The sequence below is a fragment of the Cupriavidus sp. 01L46 genome, assembly GCF_056399905.1.
This window is the reverse complement of record NZ_JBFTSF010000085.1, coordinates 20,603-37,101: the sequence shown is the minus strand read 5'-3', so window position 1 is coordinate 37,101 and position 16,499 is coordinate 20,603. Positions and strand designations below refer to the sequence as shown.

The 16,499-nt window shown below is 68.0% G+C and carries 12 protein-coding genes and 1 pseudogene; 9 read left to right on the top strand and 4 right to left on the bottom strand.

Going from position 1 to position 16,499, the window contains the following annotated elements; translation table 11 throughout:
• Positions 1 to 796: 796 nt before the first annotated feature.
• The 3 genes from AC1DS3_RS17255 to AC1DS3_RS17245 all read right to left on the bottom strand — a co-directional run bounded on the left by AC1DS3_RS17255 (position 797) and on the right by AC1DS3_RS17245 (position 3,521).
• A complete protein-coding gene (locus AC1DS3_RS17255; RefSeq protein WP_441640897.1) occupies positions 797 to 1,483 on the bottom strand; it encodes a histidine phosphatase family protein in 687 nt (228 codons plus the stop codon).
• 203 nt (positions 1,484 to 1,686) lie between these two features.
• Complete coding sequence (locus AC1DS3_RS17250; RefSeq protein WP_441640898.1) at positions 1,687 to 2,685, bottom strand: Bug family tripartite tricarboxylate transporter substrate binding protein; 999 nt, start codon at positions 2,683 to 2,685, stop codon at positions 1,687 to 1,689.
• A gap of 143 nt (positions 2,686 to 2,828) precedes the next feature.
• Positions 2,829 to 3,521 carry a TetR/AcrR family transcriptional regulator gene (locus AC1DS3_RS17245; protein WP_441640899.1) on the bottom strand — a complete coding sequence of 231 codons (693 nt, stop codon included), beginning with the start codon at positions 3,519 to 3,521 and terminating at the stop codon, positions 2,829 to 2,831.
• Positions 3,522 to 3,677: 156 nt separating this feature from the next.
• Here AC1DS3_RS17245 and AC1DS3_RS17240 point away from each other — a divergent pair, with 156 nt between their 5' ends.
• From AC1DS3_RS17240 to AC1DS3_RS17215, 6 genes are all read left to right on the top strand, one after another.
• Positions 3,678 to 4,484, top strand: coding sequence for an IclR family transcriptional regulator (locus AC1DS3_RS17240; protein WP_477127590.1), 807 nt, complete (start codon positions 3,678 to 3,680; stop codon positions 4,482 to 4,484).
• A gap of 101 nt (positions 4,485 to 4,585) precedes the next feature.
• Complete coding sequence (locus AC1DS3_RS17235; protein ID WP_477127589.1) at positions 4,586 to 6,742, top strand: acetate--CoA ligase family protein; 2,157 nt, start codon at positions 4,586 to 4,588, stop codon at positions 6,740 to 6,742.
• A gap of 102 nt (positions 6,743 to 6,844) precedes the next feature.
• Entirely contained in the window at positions 6,845 to 7,855 is a 1,011-nt protein-coding gene (locus AC1DS3_RS17230) for a Bug family tripartite tricarboxylate transporter substrate binding protein (protein WP_477127588.1), read from the top strand.
• 33 nt (positions 7,856 to 7,888) lie between these two features.
• Positions 7,889 to 9,190 (top strand): DUF1254 domain-containing protein, encoded by a 1,302-nt coding sequence (locus AC1DS3_RS17225; protein ID WP_477127593.1) that lies wholly within the window; start codon positions 7,889 to 7,891, stop codon positions 9,188 to 9,190.
• Positions 9,191 to 9,214: 24 nt separating this feature from the next.
• Positions 9,215 to 10,564: a DUF1254 domain-containing protein gene (locus AC1DS3_RS17220; RefSeq protein WP_441640903.1), complete on the top strand. Its 1,350-nt coding sequence runs from the start codon at positions 9,215 to 9,217 to the stop codon at positions 10,562 to 10,564.
• Positions 10,561 to 11,559, top strand: coding sequence for a Bug family tripartite tricarboxylate transporter substrate binding protein (locus tag AC1DS3_RS17215; protein WP_441640904.1), 999 nt, complete (start codon positions 10,561 to 10,563; stop codon positions 11,557 to 11,559). Before AC1DS3_RS17220 ends, AC1DS3_RS17215 begins: the two co-directional genes overlap by 4 nt.
• A gap of 64 nt (positions 11,560 to 11,623) precedes the next feature.
• On the opposite strand, the gene AC1DS3_RS17210 is transcribed toward AC1DS3_RS17215, so the two are convergent.
• Positions 11,624 to 12,346: a CerR family C-terminal domain-containing protein gene (locus AC1DS3_RS17210; RefSeq protein WP_477127592.1), complete on the bottom strand. Its 723-nt coding sequence runs from the start codon at positions 12,344 to 12,346 to the stop codon at positions 11,624 to 11,626.
• 105 nt (positions 12,347 to 12,451) lie between these two features.
• Here AC1DS3_RS17210 and AC1DS3_RS17205 point away from each other — a divergent pair, with 105 nt between their 5' ends.
• From AC1DS3_RS17205 to AC1DS3_RS17195, 3 genes and pseudogenes are all read left to right on the top strand, one after another.
• Positions 12,452 to 13,609, top strand: a complete 1,158-nt coding sequence (locus tag AC1DS3_RS17205; RefSeq protein WP_441640905.1) for an HlyD family secretion protein — start codon at positions 12,452 to 12,454, stop codon at positions 13,607 to 13,609.
• A gap of 22 nt (positions 13,610 to 13,631) precedes the next feature.
• Positions 13,632 to 14,854: pseudogene (locus AC1DS3_RS17200) on the top strand (MFS transporter).
• A gap of 6 nt (positions 14,855 to 14,860) precedes the next feature.
• On the top strand, positions 14,861 to 16,333 hold the full coding sequence (locus tag AC1DS3_RS17195; protein ID WP_441640906.1) for an efflux transporter outer membrane subunit: 1,473 nt from the start codon (positions 14,861 to 14,863) through the stop codon (positions 16,331 to 16,333).
• The last annotated feature ends 166 nt before the right edge of the window (positions 16,334 to 16,499 follow it).

Below are 16,499 nucleotides of genomic sequence, written 5' to 3'. Positions count from 1 at the left end.
GCAATAAGGCTGTTTTTGCCTCTGTGGTTGCGTCGTACGGCCCGGAGTGTTGGCTGGCGTGTCCAACCGGCCCGAAGGACATCGCAACGGACATCCCCAATGGTCACGTGGTGGTGCCCCTCATCGCTTTGCTCGGTGAGTGTTCGGGCATCTGCCGTTCGCGGTGCGGAGCGCCACGATCCTGCCTGACTTGGTGGTTTCGTGGTTTTGTCTCTGGCGGTGGCCGCCCGGCCATTTGATGCCCTGCCGTACCGGCGCGAGCGGCACCTTGCTATCGCCCCCTCCGGATTCGTGGTGGGCACCGTGGCCCGGTTCGCGAGGGCCGTGCTCGCACCTCACGGTGCTCGTCCTCCGAGACAAAACCACGAAACCAGCCACACCCGAAACGGCGCAGCACTTCGCCCCGCGAACGGCAGATGTGGGAACGGTCACCGCAAGCGAGGTCAGGGGCCGCACCACGTAACCCATGGGTCATGCARTTGWGATGCCCTTCGRGCCGSTWGGAYMSGCCAGCCAACACTCCGGGCCGTACGACGCAACCACYGCCCCACATAAGCCTTATTGCTCTGCTCCCGGCAGGGCGGCTTTCTTTTCGTTAGTTTTCTTTGCCGGTCAAAGAAAAGTGACCGGCAGCCCCCGCAGGGGGATGTCGTATGGCCCTTGGGTCCAAAAACCATCGCCGATCAAAGAATGCTCAACCAAGGCAACAAGAGCCCAATGTGCTGCCCTTGCGCCCAAAAGCCATCGCCGCAACAAATCCGACCAAAAAACGCCAACCAACCCAGCCCCGCACCCCTCAAGCAAACGTAATAGCATCCCGCCGATCACCCCGATCCAAATGCGGCAAACTATTAAAACTCAGCAACCTCTGCGTCCCGCGCCCAGAAATAATCTCGCAAAACGCCGTATTCCGAAACTGCAAATTCAACTCGATCGCAGTCTGCGCCGGCGCACCCAGCAAATCCGCGGTAGCCCGCCCGATAGCCCCGCCAGAGCTGACAACCAACACCGCATCCTCTCGCGAGGCCCCTTCCGTGGCATGCAGCAAACTATCGCGGATCCGCCCGCCAAACTCCGCCCATGATTCCGGCATGCCCACCAGCTGATCCAGCGTCCAGGCCTGATAGGCCGCGCGGAATGTGCGCCAGTAGTCGTTGTAGTCAGCGTTCTGGTGCGCGCGATGATCCGCCCCACCGGTATGGCTGCGATACAGCGCTTCGCCATCGTATTCGTTAAGGCCGAGGTGGGTTTCGATATCCGTCTGGACCGGCACATCGCCAGCCCGCATGCCGGCCAGGATCTCCAGCGCGGTGTCTTGCTGGCGCACCAGCGAACCGGCAACCACGCGCTTGAACGCGACGCCGCGCTCGCGGAAATATTCGCCCAGCCAGCGGGCCTGTTGCCGGCCGGTGTCGGAGAGGCAGTCGTAGTTGGCGGCGCCGAACGAGGCTTGACCGTGCCGTACCAGGAAGAGCGTTGCCATGCGTGATGTCGGCGCCGGTAGGCACCCGGGAAGCGGTAAAACGGGAATCGGCACGCGAACGCGGGGGCGCCGCGCGGGGTGCAGCCATTGTATGAGTGCCGGGCGCGGCGGCCAAGCTAAGCCGCGCCGGATTCATAGCGGTCATTGCCGCGCTGCATTATCCCGCTGCGCGGCTACTGGGTCAGTCCAGCCTGGGTCAGGCCTTAGTCCAGCGTGACGCCGGTGTCCGCGGTCAGCTTGAGCACGCCTGGCAGGTAGGCCTTGTAGGCGGTCAGGGCTTCTGCCGGCAGGTTGCCGATCGGCTCGGCGCCCATGTCCTCGATGCGCTGGCTGATCTCTGGTGTCTTCACCAGTGCGCTCACCTCGCGGCCCAGGCGCTCGACGATGTCGCCGGGCGTGCGTGCCGGGACCAGCAGCGTGATGGGGCCGGTCAGCTTGTACGGCTCGTCGGGATAGCCGGCTTCGGCAAAGGTTGGCACGTCGGGCAAGGCCTTGGCGCGCCGGGTGCCGGTGACGGCCAGCGGGCGTAGCTTCCCGCTGGCGAAGTGCTGCTTGAGCGAGGTCACCGAGCCAACCGTCATGTTGACCTGGCCGGCGAGCAGGTCGCTCACCATCGGGCCTTCGCCGCGATACGGCACGTGCAGGATATCGACGCCGTAGGTTTTGTCGAGGTAGGCCTGGATGGTGTGCGGCTGCGTGCCCGGGCCCCAGGAGCCCATGCGCAGCTTGCCGGGTTCCTTCTTGGCATAAGCGATCAGTTCCGCCACGGTCTTCACCGGCAGCTTGCCGTTGACGGCTAGCACCGTGCGCGCCATGGCGATGTCGGACACCTGGCGCAGATCGGTGCGCGGGTCGTAGGGCAGCTTCTTGTAAAGGGCGAGATTGGCGGTGATGGGACCGGGGATGGTCAGCAGCAGCGTGTAGCCATCGGGCGCCGACTTGGCCACATAGTCGGTGCCGATGATGCCGCCGGCGCCGCCTTTATTCTCCACCACCACGGTTTGTCCCAGCCGCTTTCCCAGGCCTTCGGCCAGCGTGCGCGAGAGCGTGTCGGTGAGGCCGCCGGCCGGGTAGGGCACGATCAGGTGCAGGGGCTTGGCGGGATAACTGGCTTGCGCCTGGGCTGCCAGCGGCAGCAGTGCCGCGCAGGCGTAGGCCAGCAGGACGGCCGCCTTCCCGCAGAACGGGCTGCGTATTGTCATGTTTAGTCTCCTCGGGTTTTTATAGGATCCGGCGCGCGCTCCGAGCAAAATGCGCGCGCCGATACTGGGCAAGGCTTGATGACGGCGGGAAACCACGCGCGGGACCGCGCGTTGTGATGTTGTGATGTTGTGACGTTACGGCGTCAGGCCGGCAGCGCCAGGTAGCCGGCTACCAGCTGGGTCATCTCGCCGGGCAGCCGTTCGTCGTCGAGCGGCAGCGGACCGGCGTCGTTGAGGATGGCATTGACCACGATGCTGAACACGGCTTGCATGGCAAAGCGCACGCGCATCTCCGCTTGCTCCGCTGGCACCGGCATGCGCGGCACCAGCAGCGCCACCATGCGTTCCACCACGTCTTGCCCGCTTTCGCGGTGCGGCAGCCACTCTTCCGGGCGGACAGAGGCGTGCTTGAGCGATGCCTTGATCACGCCGCGGTTGGCGTGGCAGCCGAGCACCACGTAGCGCATGATCTTTTCCAGCATCACATCGGTGGGCACGTCCTCCCAGCGTTCCACGCGCAGGTAGCGCGCCACGGAATCGCCGGTTTCCTGCATCACCAGCGCGCGCAGGGATTCGAAGAACGCCTGCTTGTCGCGGAAGCGGCCGTAGAAAGCCCCGACCGACACTTCGCAGGCCGAGGCGATCTGCGCAACCGACACCGCGGAGAAATCCCGCTGCGCGAGCAGCTCGCGGCCGGCGTCCAGCAGGGCCTGCTCGGTCTCGCGCGCACGGCGCTGGCGCGGCGGCTGCAGGATCGACGGGGTCGCTACGGTAGGGAATGCGGAAGTCCCCTTGGACGGCTTGGCGGGGGACGCGGCAGAGGACGAGAGGGGCATGGTAATTCCGTATGCGAATTCTGATTCGGTTTTGTGAACCATATGGTTACCACGGCGTTTCGTCAAGAAACGGTCTACATTTCCAATATGTGGAAATACATACCGTTCTTTGACACAGAAAATGACGCCGCCCACACTGCGGTGCAAGGAGACAAGATGAACACGCCGGTCGAACAATTCATAGCCGAGCGCAGGAAAGAGGATCCGTCCTTTGGTGGCTTGCTGGCCAAGGGCTTTGCCTTGCTGCGCTGCTTCATCGACGAGCCGCGTCCGCTTGGCAACGGCGAGCTCTCCGAGCGCCTGCAGATGCCACGCGCCACGGTGTCGCGCATCTGCCGCACGCTGTTCGAGCTGGGCTACCTGGATTGGGACCCCAAGCTCGACAAGTATTTCGTCGGCGCCCAGGTGCTGGCCCTGGGTTATCCCTACCTGGCCGGGCTGCAGGTGCGCCATGTGGCACGCCCGCTGATGCAGGCACTGGCGGATCGGATCGAAGGCGCCGTGTCGATGGGCGTGGCACACCGGCTGGASGTGACCTACCTGCAGAGCTGCACGCATCACKAGGGCACGGCGGCGCGCCCCGGCGTGGGCGCGGTGCGCTCGGTGCTKAGCACCGCGATGGGCCGTGCCTTCCTGTGCACGCTTTCCAAGAGCGAGTTCGAGCAACTGATGCAGGCCGCGCGCCACGAACGCGCCGAGGAGTACGCCGCCTGCTACGACACCATTTGCCACAACGTGGCGCATTACCCCAAGCGCGGCTTTGCCATCAATGAAGGCGACGCCGGCAGCGGCGTGCATGGCGTGGGCGTGTACTCGCGCATCGTCTACCTGAACGGCCCGCTGCTGTTCAACTGTGCGATCGCCGGCTCGCAAACGCGGCGCGGCATGCTGGAAAAGAAGATCGCGCCGCTGCTGATGGAGATGACCCGCACCATCGAATCCATGACGGGCCTGCGGCAATAGCCCGGCCGGCAGAGCAAGGCACACGAAGCCACACACACATACACAGCGCCGGCACAGGCGCAACCAGAACAAGCCAATCAAGGCCATCCGGAGACAACGCCATGCCCAATCTAGATTTCCTGCTGAAACCGCGTTCGGTCGCGGTCATCGGCGCGTCCACGCAGCCCGAGAAGGTAGGCGGCATGCCGATTCGCCTGCTGCGCGAGCTTGGCTACGCCGGGCGTATTTTTCCCGTGCATCCCACCGCCAGCGAGATCCAGGGCTTGCCCGCTTACGCGACGCTGGCCGCCATTGGCCAGGCCGTGGACCTGGCCATCGTGGCGGTGCCGGCGGTGGCGACGGAATCCGTGATGGCGCAACTGGCGAAAAACGGCACGCGCGCCGTGATCTTCTTCACCTCGGGCTTTGCCGAAGTGGGCGATGAGGGCCTGGCCATGCAAGTGGCGCTGGCCGAGAGCGCGCGCCGCCACGGCGTGGCCCTGCTCGGCCCCAATTGCCTGGGCGTGATGAATCTGCGCGCGCGCATGTTTGCCACGTTCTCGCCGATCCCGCTGACTGGCGTGCCGCCTGCGGGCGACGTGGGGCTGGTCAGCCAGAGCGGCGCGTTTGGCGCCTACGCCTTTGCGCTGGCGCGCGAGGCCGGGCTGGGCCTGAGCCATTGGGTGACCACTGGCAACGAAGCCGGCCTGCAGGTGGCAGACGTGATCGAGTGGATGGCGCAGGACGCGGATACCCGCGTGATCCTGGCGTATATGGAAGGCTGCCGCGATGGCGCGCGCCTGCGCCGGGCGCTGGCCGCGGCGCGCGCCGCCGGCAAGCCGGTGGTGATCACCAAGGTGGGCACCACCGAGGCAGGGGCGCGTTCGGCGCAGTCGCACACAGCCAGCCTGGCAGGCGAGGATGCGGTGTATCAGGCGGTGTTCGACGAGTACGGCGTGCATCGTGCCCATACGCTCGAGGACTTCTTCCGCCTCGGCTACACGCTGTCGCGCGGGCGCCGCCCGGCGCGCTGGGACAGCCCGAGCGGGTTGATGGCCGACGCGGTGGCGCCGGTGGCCATCGTCACCGTGTCCGGCGGCGTCGGCATCATGATGGCCGACCGCGCCGAAGAGCTTGGCATGCCCATGCCGCCCATGCCCGCGGCGGCCGCCAAGGTGCTGCGCACGAGCATCCCCTTTGCCAGCACCGCCAACCCGATCGATGTGACGGGGCAAGTGGTGGCCMAGCCCGCCGTGCTGCTCGACGCGATGGCCGGCGTGGCCACTTGCGGTGAGTACGGCAGCGTGGTGGCCTTCCTCGCCGGAGGCGCCAATGCACCGCGCTTGTGGGAAGCACTGCAGCGCACCATCAGCGCGCTGCACGAGGACAAGCGCGCCGCGCCGCTGCTGCTTTCCGGCGTGGTCGACGACGACAAGCGGGCGTGGCTGGAGGCGCATGGCTGCCTGGTGTTCCGCGAACCGGCCCACGCCATCGAGGCCGTGGCCGCGCTGGCCCGCGCGGCAGCATTGGAAGCCGCCGCGAGCACGCCAGTTGCCGAGGCCACGGCGCCGGTCGCCGCGCTCCTGCGCGATGTGCCGGACGATGCCAGCGCGCTGTCCGAGTCCGACGCCATGCGCCTGCTGGCGGACGCCGGCGTGCCGGTGGCCGCGCACGGCCTCGCACGCGATGCCGATGAAGCCGTGGCGCTGGCGCGGCGCATCGGCTACCCGGTGGCGGTAAAGCTGTGCTCGGCACAGGTGCTGCACAAGAGCGACGTCGGCGGCGTGGCGCTCAACCTGACGGACGACGCCGCGGTGCGCAAGGCCTTTGCCGCGATGCAGGTGGCGCTGGCCCGGGCCGACGCCAGCCTGCCCTTCGAGGGCGTGCTGGTGGCCCGCATGGTGCGCGGCTGGGGCGAGCTGATGGTGGGCGTGCGGCGCGATCCGGTGTTCGGGCTGGTGGTGCTGGCCGGCATCGGTGGCACCGCAGTGGAGATCTTCCGGCAGATGGCCTTTGGCCTGGCGCCGCTGTCGCCCGAGCGCGCCCGCGCCATGCTCGAGCAGAGCCGCGCGGCGGTGCTGTTCGCCGGCCATCGCGGCAACCCGGTGCTGCCGCTGGCGCAGGCAGCCGACTTGCTGGTGCGCGTGTCGAAGGTGGCCGCGGCGCTGGGTCCCCGGCTCGACACACTGGAGATCAACCCGTTCATCATCGGCGCCGATGGCGCGGTGGCGGCAGACGCCGTGATCACCTTGCTGCCGGCGGGCGGACCGGGGGCATGACCGAGATGGCGTAGCAACGAAGCTTGACCCCACCGCGCAACCCGACGCCGGCACAGACCGGACGCGCGGAAGGGGAACCACCAGAACCGGAGACAACCCATCATGCATTTGCAAGCTGCAAGGACCGCGCGCGCGCCGGCGGCAGGCGCTCTCGCCGTCGTCTTGCTGGCGGCGCTGGCCGCCACACCGGCGCRCGCCGCACCCCCGCAAGCCACGAAATACCCTGACAAGCCGATCCGCCTGGTGGTGCCCTTTCCACCTGGCGGCGGCACCGACATCATCGGGCGGCTGGTGGCCGCCAAGCTGTCGACCGCGCTGGGCGGCACCGTGCTGGTGGAAAACGTGGCGGGCGCCACCGGCACCATCGGCTCGGCCCAGGTGGCGCGCGCCGCGCCGGACGGCTACACGCTGTTGCTCGGCATCTCCGCCACGCATGCCATCGCGCCGGCGATCTTTCCCCGTCTGCCCTACGATCCCGTGCGCGATTTCGTGCCGGTGGGCCGGCTGGCCTACGGCGGCAACGTGCTGGTGGCAGGCCCGGCGTTCATGGGCAAGGACTTGCCTGCGCTGATCGCAGCCGCCAAGCGTCCAGGCGCAGACCTCGCCTATGGTTCCTGGGGCCCCGGCTCGGGCGGCCACCTGGCGGGCGAAAGCCTCAATGTCAGCAGCGGCATCCATCTGCGCCACATTCCCTACAAAGGCGTGAGCCCGATGCTGACCGATGTGATGGGCGGCACGCTGCCGGTGGCCATGTCCGACCTGGCCGGCACCTTGCCGTTGATCCGCAGTGGCAAGGTCCGGGCGTTGGCGGTGACCGGCTCGGAGCGCTCGGTGGCGCTGCCTGATGTGCCGACCTTCGCCGAGTCCGGTGTGCCGTTGCGCATCGACAGTTGGTACGCGCTGTTCGCGCCGGCGCGCACGCCGGCCCCCATCCTCGATCGCCTTGAGCGCGCTGTCGACGCCATCATGGCCGAGCCCGCCATGCAGGCGCAGGCCGCCACGCTGGGCATGCGCTTCACCCCGCAGCCGCGCGCCGTTTTTGCCGCCCAGATGCAGGACGACGTCCGCGCCTGGGCCGCCCTCGTCAAGTCGAGCGGCGCCGCCCTCGAATAATCCCGCCAGGAGCCAACACGCATGACCATGAACATGAACCCTCCCGCCGCCCCCGCCACGCACGCCAGCCCCCAGCAGGCGCTGGTCGCCGGCGCGGCGCTGCCGCTGGTGATCTACGGCTATGCGCTCATCGAGACGCTGCGCACCTGCCGCCTGCAGACCTCGGTCGCCGCCGCCACCGGCTATGGCCGCGCGCCGATGAATGCGTTGTCGGCGAGCGAGCGCCAGTGGACGCATGAGGACCGCGACATCGTCACCCCGGCCAACGACCTGCTGTATTTCTGCGGCTGGGTCAACCTGGCCGATGGCCCGGTGACGCTGCGCATTCCGCCGCTGCCCGACGCGGGCCGCTACTACGTGATCGAACTGCTCGACGTGCACACCAACAACTTCGAGAACCTGGGGCCACGCAATGTCGCTGCCGAAGGCGGGGAGATCGAGCTGCTCGGCCCGGGCCAGAAGGCCAGCGGTGCGCATGCGGTGTCATGCCCGAGCTMGCTGGTCTGGCTGCTCGGCCGCGTGCTGGTGCAGGGGCCGGATGACCTGGCGGTGGCGCGTGCCTTCGAGCAGGGCTTTGCGCTGACCCGCACGCCGGGCGCGGCGCGTCCGCGCTGCGTGGACCAGTGGCACGATAGCGGCCGGCCCGCGCTGGACTTCTTCCACAATCTCTTCAACGCATTGCGCGAGTTCCCGCCGGCGGTTGAGGAACTGGGCATCCTGACGCTGTTGCGCAAGGCAGGCATCCGGCTGGAAGATGAGACCGATTTCGCGGCGCTGCGCCCGGCCATCGTGGCCGGGCTGGAAAGCGCCTACGCACAAGGCATGGCGGTGATCGAGGCCCATACCCGCAGCCAGGGCCGCAAGAGCTGGGGCTACAGCCTGAAGCTGGGCATGTACGGCGACGACTGGCTGCAGCGCGCCTGCACCGCGATGAAGGGCCTGGGCGCCCTGCGCGCGGACGAGGCGATCTACGCCATGGCCGATTTCGATGCCGACGGCGCGCCGCTCGATGGCCGTCGCCGTTACGAGCTGCGCTTCGCGCCCGGCATGCTGCCGCCCGCGCAAGCGTTCTGGTCGGTGTCGCTGTACGGCGAGGATCGTTACTTCAGCGCCAACGAGATCGGCCGCTACGCCGTGGGCGACCGCACGCCGGGCTTGCGCATGGAGGCCGATGGCAGCCTGGTGATTCCGATCTCGCACGCGCGAGCGCAGCCGCAGGAGAACTGGCTGCCCGCGCCCGCTGGTTCGTTCTACCTGATCCTGCGGCTCTACCATCCCGCGCAGTCTTTCCTGCAAGGCCAGTACACCATCCCGGCCGTGCGCCGCGTCGATTGAGCCAACCCAGCTATGGAAACCAACATGCACCAGACCGTATCCGCCGTATCCGCCGCGCCCGCCCTCGACGCCATCCGTTACACGCTGCCCCTTTACGAAATGGCGCGCATGCGCGCCGCCACCTGTCCGCGCCGCAACAGCGCCGGTGTGTTTGCCGCGCAGCAGCCCGATGCCCCGGTGCGCTGGATCAATCATTTCATTCACACGCGCCAGCTGCTTGGCCCGCAGCATCGCCAGGTGGTCACGCCCAATAACGACACGCTCTACAGCAACGCCTGGATGGACCTGTCGCAAGGGCCGCTGCTGCTGGACGTGCCCGACAGCTTGGGCCGCTACTACGTGCTCGGCCTGCTCGATTTCTATACCAACCCCTTTGGCTATATCGGCACCCGCACCACGGGCAACGGGCGCGGCCGCTTCCTGCTGCATGGCCCGCGCTGGCAGGGCGACGTGCCGGCTGGCGCCACCGCCATCGCCTGCCCCACGGATGCGGTGTGGTTGCTCGGCCGCGTGCTGGTGGATGGCGAAGCCGACCTGCCGGCCGTGCATGCGCTGCAGGACCAGTTCCGCCTGAGCACGCTGGCCGGGGCGAGCGCTGCGCGGGCCTTCGATGTGCGCATGCAGCCTGGCGAGCATCTGGGCGATCCGCGCCGCTATGCCGAGGTGGTCAACCAGGCGTTGCGCGAGAACCCGCCGCCGCAGGCTGAGGCTGGGCTGGTGGCAGGCTTTGCGCCTTTTGGCATTGGCGCGGATTGCGATGCGGCCGCGCTTGGCGATGATGTGCTTGCCCGTCTGGGCGACGCCATCCAGGCAGTGCTTGCCGAACTGGCGACGCCGCTGCCGTCCGACCTCGGCGGCGGCTGGACCCTGCCGGTGGAAATCCGCGAATCGTTCGGCACGCGTTTCGCCGAGCGCGCGCTGGTGGCGCGCAACTATATCGGCGCGCTTGGCGTGCAAGAGGCGATGTACGTGATGGCCGACCGCGACAGCGAAGGCGCGCCGCTCGATGGCCGCGCCGGCTACGAACTGGTCTTCCCGGCCGATGCGCTGCCGCAGGTGGGCGCGTTCTGGTCGCTCACCATGTATGGCAAGGCCGACTGCATGCTGGTCGATAACGTGCTGGGGCGCTACTCGCTGGGCGACCGCTCGCCGAGCCTGCGCTACGCGCCGGACGGCAGCCTGCGGTTGCGCCTGTCGGCCACGCCGCCGGCCGACCCGGCGGACGAAGGCAACTGGCTGCCCGCGCCCGCAGGCCCGTTCTACGTGACGCTGCGGCTCTACGTGCCCCGGCCCGCGCATCTCGACAAGACCTTTGTCTATCCGCCGATCCGCCCGCTGGCGGGTGCCGCCGCTTCGGCCAAGGAGCTGTCATGACACTGAATTCGCACAAGCGCAGGCAAGTGCTGCGCCTGGCCGGCAACGCCGTGCTGTTGGCCGCGGGCTGCGGTGCGCTGGCGCCGGTGCATGCTGAGGGATTTCCGTCGCACCCGGTGCGCCTGGTGTCGCCCTACGGCCCGGGCGGCTCCAACGACATCTCGGCGCGCCTGCTCAGCGAGGGGCTCAGCCGCAAGTACAAGCAGCAGTTCGTGGTGGAGAACAAGCCTGGCGCTGGCACGCGCGTGGCCAACGAGCAGATCGCGCGCGCCACGCCGGACGGCTACACGCTGTTATGGGCGGCGGCGCCGTTTGCCATCAACGCGGCGGCAGGGCTATCCCAGCATTACGACATCCACAAGGACTTCGTGGCGGTAGGGCCACGCGTGCTCGGGCCGATATTCCTGATCGTCAACGCTGATTCGCCGGTGCGCACGGTGGCGGATTTCGTGCGCATGGCGCGCGAGAAGAAGGACGGCGTGACATTCGCCTCGCCGGGCATCGGCTCGGGGCCGCACCTGACTGCCGAGCTCTTCGCCGCGCAGGCGAAATTCAAGGGCCTCAACGTGCATTACCGCGGCGACTCCACGGCCTACACCGAATTGCTTGCGGGGCGGGTCGACGCCACGCTGACCGCCATCACCACCGCGCTGCCATTTATCAAGGCCGGCAAGCTGCGCGTGATCGCGGTGTCCGCCGAGCAGCGCACGCCGGTGTATCCGGACGCGCCCACGTTCGGCGAGCAAGGGTATCCCGGCGTGGTGGGTTACGGCTGGTTCGGGCTGATGGCGCCGGCGGGCACGCCGCCGGCCATCGTGCAGCAACTCAACCGGGACGCCAACGCGGTGCTGGCCGATGCGCAGACGCGCGGCAAGCTGATCGGCCTCGGGCTGCAGCCGGAGGCGGGCGACAGCGCATCGTTCGCGCGCTTCGTCGATGCCGAGGTGGCCAAGTGGGGGCCATTGATCAAGTCGGCGGGGATCAAGCTGGAATAAACAGGGTAGCGCGCGGCGTTCGTTCCCGGCTTTCGCGCAACGGCCCGCTCGCTGCCTGCCGGCATTAGTCGCGGGCGGCGCCTTGCTGCGCGTCGCGCGCCGCGACAAAGGCCAGCAGCAGCACCCTCGTCTGCTCGAAAATCACGTCTGCAAGCTGGGCCATCTCTTTCGGGCCAATCGTTTCCMATTCGAGGGCGCTGAGCACGTTCCGGYGAAACATGCGGAACACGGCAACCTGGCTGTCTATTGCGATGGTCCGGATCTTGGTCACATCATCGGTCGGCTTGCGTCCGCTCAGCCGGCCGATGATCGACGCGGTCACGGGGAACAAGCGGCGGTTGAGGCGTTCGTCGATCACCGCGAAGGCCGACGGCGGACCAAGGCCCGCGCGTTCGCGCGCCATGAAGAGTTGCCAGTCGCGCGCCTCGGGTGAGTCGCTCAGGAACGAGACGAAGCAGCCCTGGAGTCCCATGTAGGCCTCGATCAAGTCCGAGTCATCGGCGTCGGGGTTGGCCAATGTCGCTTGCGCCGCGCTCACGGGCGCGGCCAGGTACTCCCAGACGCGTGCGACGAAGTGCTCCACGCAGGCAATGTAGACCCCTTCCTTGTTGTCGAAGTAGTACTGCAGCGCAGGTGCATTGACGCCGGCCTCTTTCGCAATGTCGCGCGTCGACGCCCCCTCGAATCCCCGTTCCCCGAAGAGTCGCAGCGCCGCCTCGACGATGCGCAGGCGCGTTTCCTCGCCTCGCTGGTAGCCGCCTTCGGCGGCCGGTCGGTGTCGTGCCATGGGATTCGTCGCCATCCTTGAGATCGTGCCAGCGTAGAAATATATCACTTGACACAATTTGTCCAAATGGAATAATTGTGCCGCTTGGAATAATTTGGAGCCCCCATGCCTACCGCTGCGCCCGCTGATTCGCCTGCCGACCCCTTGTTGCGAGGTGAAGCCACGTCAACCCAAGCGAAGCCTGCGGCGCGCCAGCGCCGCCGCACGGTGCTGCTTTTCCTGGGTGCCAGCGTGCTGGCGGGGGCGGCGGCCTGGGGCGGGCGCTGGTGGACGGTGGGCCGCTTTATGGAAACCACCGACGACGCCTATCTGCAGGCCGACAGCGTGACGGTGGCGCCGAAGGTGAGCGGCTATGTGGCTGAAGTCCTGGTGCGCGATAACCAGGCGGTCGTTGTTGGCCAGGCGTTGGCAAGGCTCGACAGCCGTCAGTACCAGGCAGCGCTGGACGAGGCCACGGCGACGGTTGCTTCGCGCCAGGCCGACGTGGCGCGCAGCGAGGCGGACCTTGCGCAGCAGCAGGCCAATATCGCGCAGGCCCGGGCCGAACTCGACGGAGCGCGGGCCAATGTGCGCTACGCGGCATCGCAGGTGGATCGTTATGCGCCGCTGGTCAAGTCGGGCGCCGAGACGGAAGAGCGGACCGCGGAATTGCGCAACGCGCAGACACGTGCCGCCACGACGCAGCAAGCGAACGAGGCCGCCTTGCGCGCGGCCCAGAGCCAGACGCTCACGCTGCAGGCAAAGCTGCAGCAGGCACGCGCGCAACTGGCGGTGGCCGAGGCGAGCGCGCGCCGCGCCCAGCTCGACCTGCAGGATACGTTGGTGCGCAGCACCCTGGCCGGGCGCGTCGCGGATCGCGCCGTGCGCGTCGGGCAGTTCGCGCAGCCGGGCACGCGCCTGCTGACGATCGTGCCGCTGCAGGATCTCTACCTGAGCGCCAACTTCAAGGAAACACAGGTCGGCCACATGATGCAGGGCCAGCCCGTGACGATCCATGTCGACGCGCTGCCGGATACCGATCTGCACGGCACCGTCGAAAGCCTGTCGCCCGGCACGGGCTCCCAGTTCGCCCTGCTGCCCGCCCAGAACGCCACGGGCAATTTCACCAAGATCGTGCAGCGCGTGCCGGTGCGCATTCACCTGGACGTGTCGGGCGAGGCGCGCAGGGCGCTGGTGCCGGGGCTGTCGGTGACGGTGGAGGTCGATACGCGCCACGCGGCGCCCACGCAAGCGCACGCTCCGGCCGGGGGCGCGCGTGGCTAAGGCGCTGCGGTCCGGTGCCGGCGTGTCCGGGGGCAACCCGGCATCCGCGCCCGCAGTGCCCAACGCCTCTACCGCCGACTGGATCGCGGTGGCGGCCGGCGCGCTCGGGGCGCTGCTCGCCACGCTCGATATCTCGATCACCAACTCGGCGTTGCCGCAGATCCAGGGGCAGATCGGCGCCGCGGGCACGGAGGGCACGTGGATCTCCACGGGCTACCTGATGTCGGAGATCGTGATCATTCCGCTCGCCGCGTGGCTTACGCGCGTGTTCGGGCTGCGGCGCTTCCTGATGTGGAACGCGATCCTCTTCACCGCGTTCTCGATGATGTGCGGGCTATCCCACAGCCTGGCCGGGATGGTCATCGGCCGTATCGGCCAAGGCTTCGCCGGCGGCGCAATGATCCCGACCGCGCAGACCATCATCCGCACGCGCTTGCCCAGGCACCAGATGCCGATCGGCATGTCGGCGTTCGGCCTGATCGTCCTGCTCGGCCCATTGCTCGGCCCGGTGGTTGGCGGCTGGCTGACCGAGAACGCCGACTGGCGCTGGTGTTTTTTCCTCAACCTGCCGATCTCGGTGGCGCTGGTGACGCTGCTCCATGTTGGCCTGAAGCCGGAGCGCGCGAGCCTGCAGGCGTTCGTCAAGGCGGACTGGCTCGGCATCGCGGGGCTGKCCATCGGCCTGAGCTCGCTCACGGTGGTGCTGGAGGAGGGGCAGCGCGAGCGCTGGTTCGAGTCGCCGACGATCACATGGCTATCGCTGCTCTCCGCGGCCGGCATCCTGATGATGGTCGTTGGCCAGTTCACGGCGAAGACGCCGATCGTGCGGCTGCGGCTGCTGCTCAACAAAAACTACGCCAGCGTCATCCTGATTGTGTCAATGGCCTGTACAACATGGCCCGCAACCTGGGCGGCTCGGTCGGGCTCGCGCTGCTTGGCACGCTGATCGACCGCCGCAATACGTATCACGACGCCGTGATCCGCGAATCGGTCAGCGCCAACGGCGCGATCGGGCAGGAGCACATCTCGTCCAGCGCGGCGGGCTTCTTCGCGCAGCATGGCGATATGGCGCACGCGAAGGTCCAGGCCATGGCACAAATGGCCGGGGAGATCGCCAGGCAGGCGGCCGTCATCACCTTCTCCGAGACCTTCTTTGTGCTGGGCATCGCGCTGCTGCTATGCGTGCCGCTGGCCTTCCTTCTCAAGCAACCGGGTGCCGGCACGCCGGTGTCCTCCGGTCATTGATCGATCATGCACGACATCAAATCGAATACGCTGCCGGGCCCTGGCCGGCGCCGCGCGGCCTCCCTCGGTGCCGCGCTGGCGTTTGCCATGACTGGCTGCGCGGTCGGGCCTGACTATCACGGCGCGCCTGAAGTCGCGGCCGACGCCATGCGCGCCACGGCATTTCCCCATGCCCCGCARAGTACTGGGCCGGGCGCGCCGCGCGTCGCAACCTGGTGGCGCGCGCTGGGCGATCCCCAACTGGATGCATTGATAGAAACCGCATTGGCGCATAGCCCGGACATTCGTGCAGCGCAGGCCAGCGTGCGGCAGGCGCGTGCCGGCCTGCGCGGGCAGCAAGCCGATGCGCTCCCCAAGGTGGGGGCAACCGCCGCCACGCTGCGCACGCGCTCGCCGAATTTGTCGCCGCTTTCCGGTGGCGTGTCGTCGGGCGGGCGCGGACCATTGGCGCTCTATCTTGCCAACTTCGATGCTAGCTGGGAGATCGATCTCTTTGGCGGGACGCGGCGAGCCATCGAGGCGGCCGCGGCGCAGGCGGACGTATCCGCCGAACAGCTCGCGGACGCCCACGTGCAACTGGCGGCCGAGGTCGCCCAAGCCTACGTCGGCCTGCGCGAGCAGCAGGCGCGCCTGACGCATCTGCGCGCCTCGGAACAGCTCGAAGCCGACATGCTGGAGCTGACGCAGCAACGGCGCGAACGCGGTGTGGCATCGGCGCTGGAAGTGGAGCGGCTCCTGACCCAGGTGGAGGGCACCCGCTCGCAGATCGCGCCCATCGAGGCGCAGATCACGGAGTCGTTCGATGAACTCGCCGTGCTCACGGGGCGCGCCCCCGGCGCGCTGGATGGYGAACTCGGCCCGCAACGGCCACTGCCCACATTGCCGGCTACGGTGTCCGTCGGCAACCCAGCCGCACTGCTCAAGGCGCGGCCGGACATCCGCGCGGCGGAGCGTACGCTGGCCTCGCAGAACGCGCAGATCGGCGCTCGCAAGGCTGACTGGTTCCCCAAGCTGTCGCTGTTCGGCTCCCTGGGCTACAGCGCGATGGACCCCGGTCACCTGGTCCGCAAGGACAACGCCACCTGGCTCGCCTTGCCGCGGCTGCAGTGGAACGCGCTGGATTTCGGCCGGGTTGCCGCCAGCGTGGACGGTGCGCAGGCAGGACGCGACAACGCCGAGGCAACGTACGAGAGCGTGGTCCTGAAGGCGCTGCGCGATGCCGACGTGGCCTTGTCCCGCTATGGGCACCAGCGCGAGAACGTGGTCCTGCTGCGCCGGGTGGAGGCGTCCGCCGAGCGCGCCGCCGTGCTGACCCAGCAGCGCTACCGCGCCGGTACGGCCAGCATGCTTGACTGGCTGGATGTCGAACGCACCCGGGTACGTGCGCAGCAGGATCGGATCGCCGGCGATGCCAACTTGATCAAGGACTTCGTGTCGTTGCAAAAGGCACTGGGGCTGGGTTGGCAGAACGAGAGCTAGGACGGCTGCCGTCCCCGCAGGAAGGCGCGGGYGGCCGTGGCGTTTCACTCCGCCACATTCCCTTTGTTGTATTCGGCATACGTTTACCTACCCCGGTAAATTGTGGATCAAACTGCTCTGGGCCGAGGGTTTGCACGGTCAACCCGCGCGGCAGCTTGGCGGACGG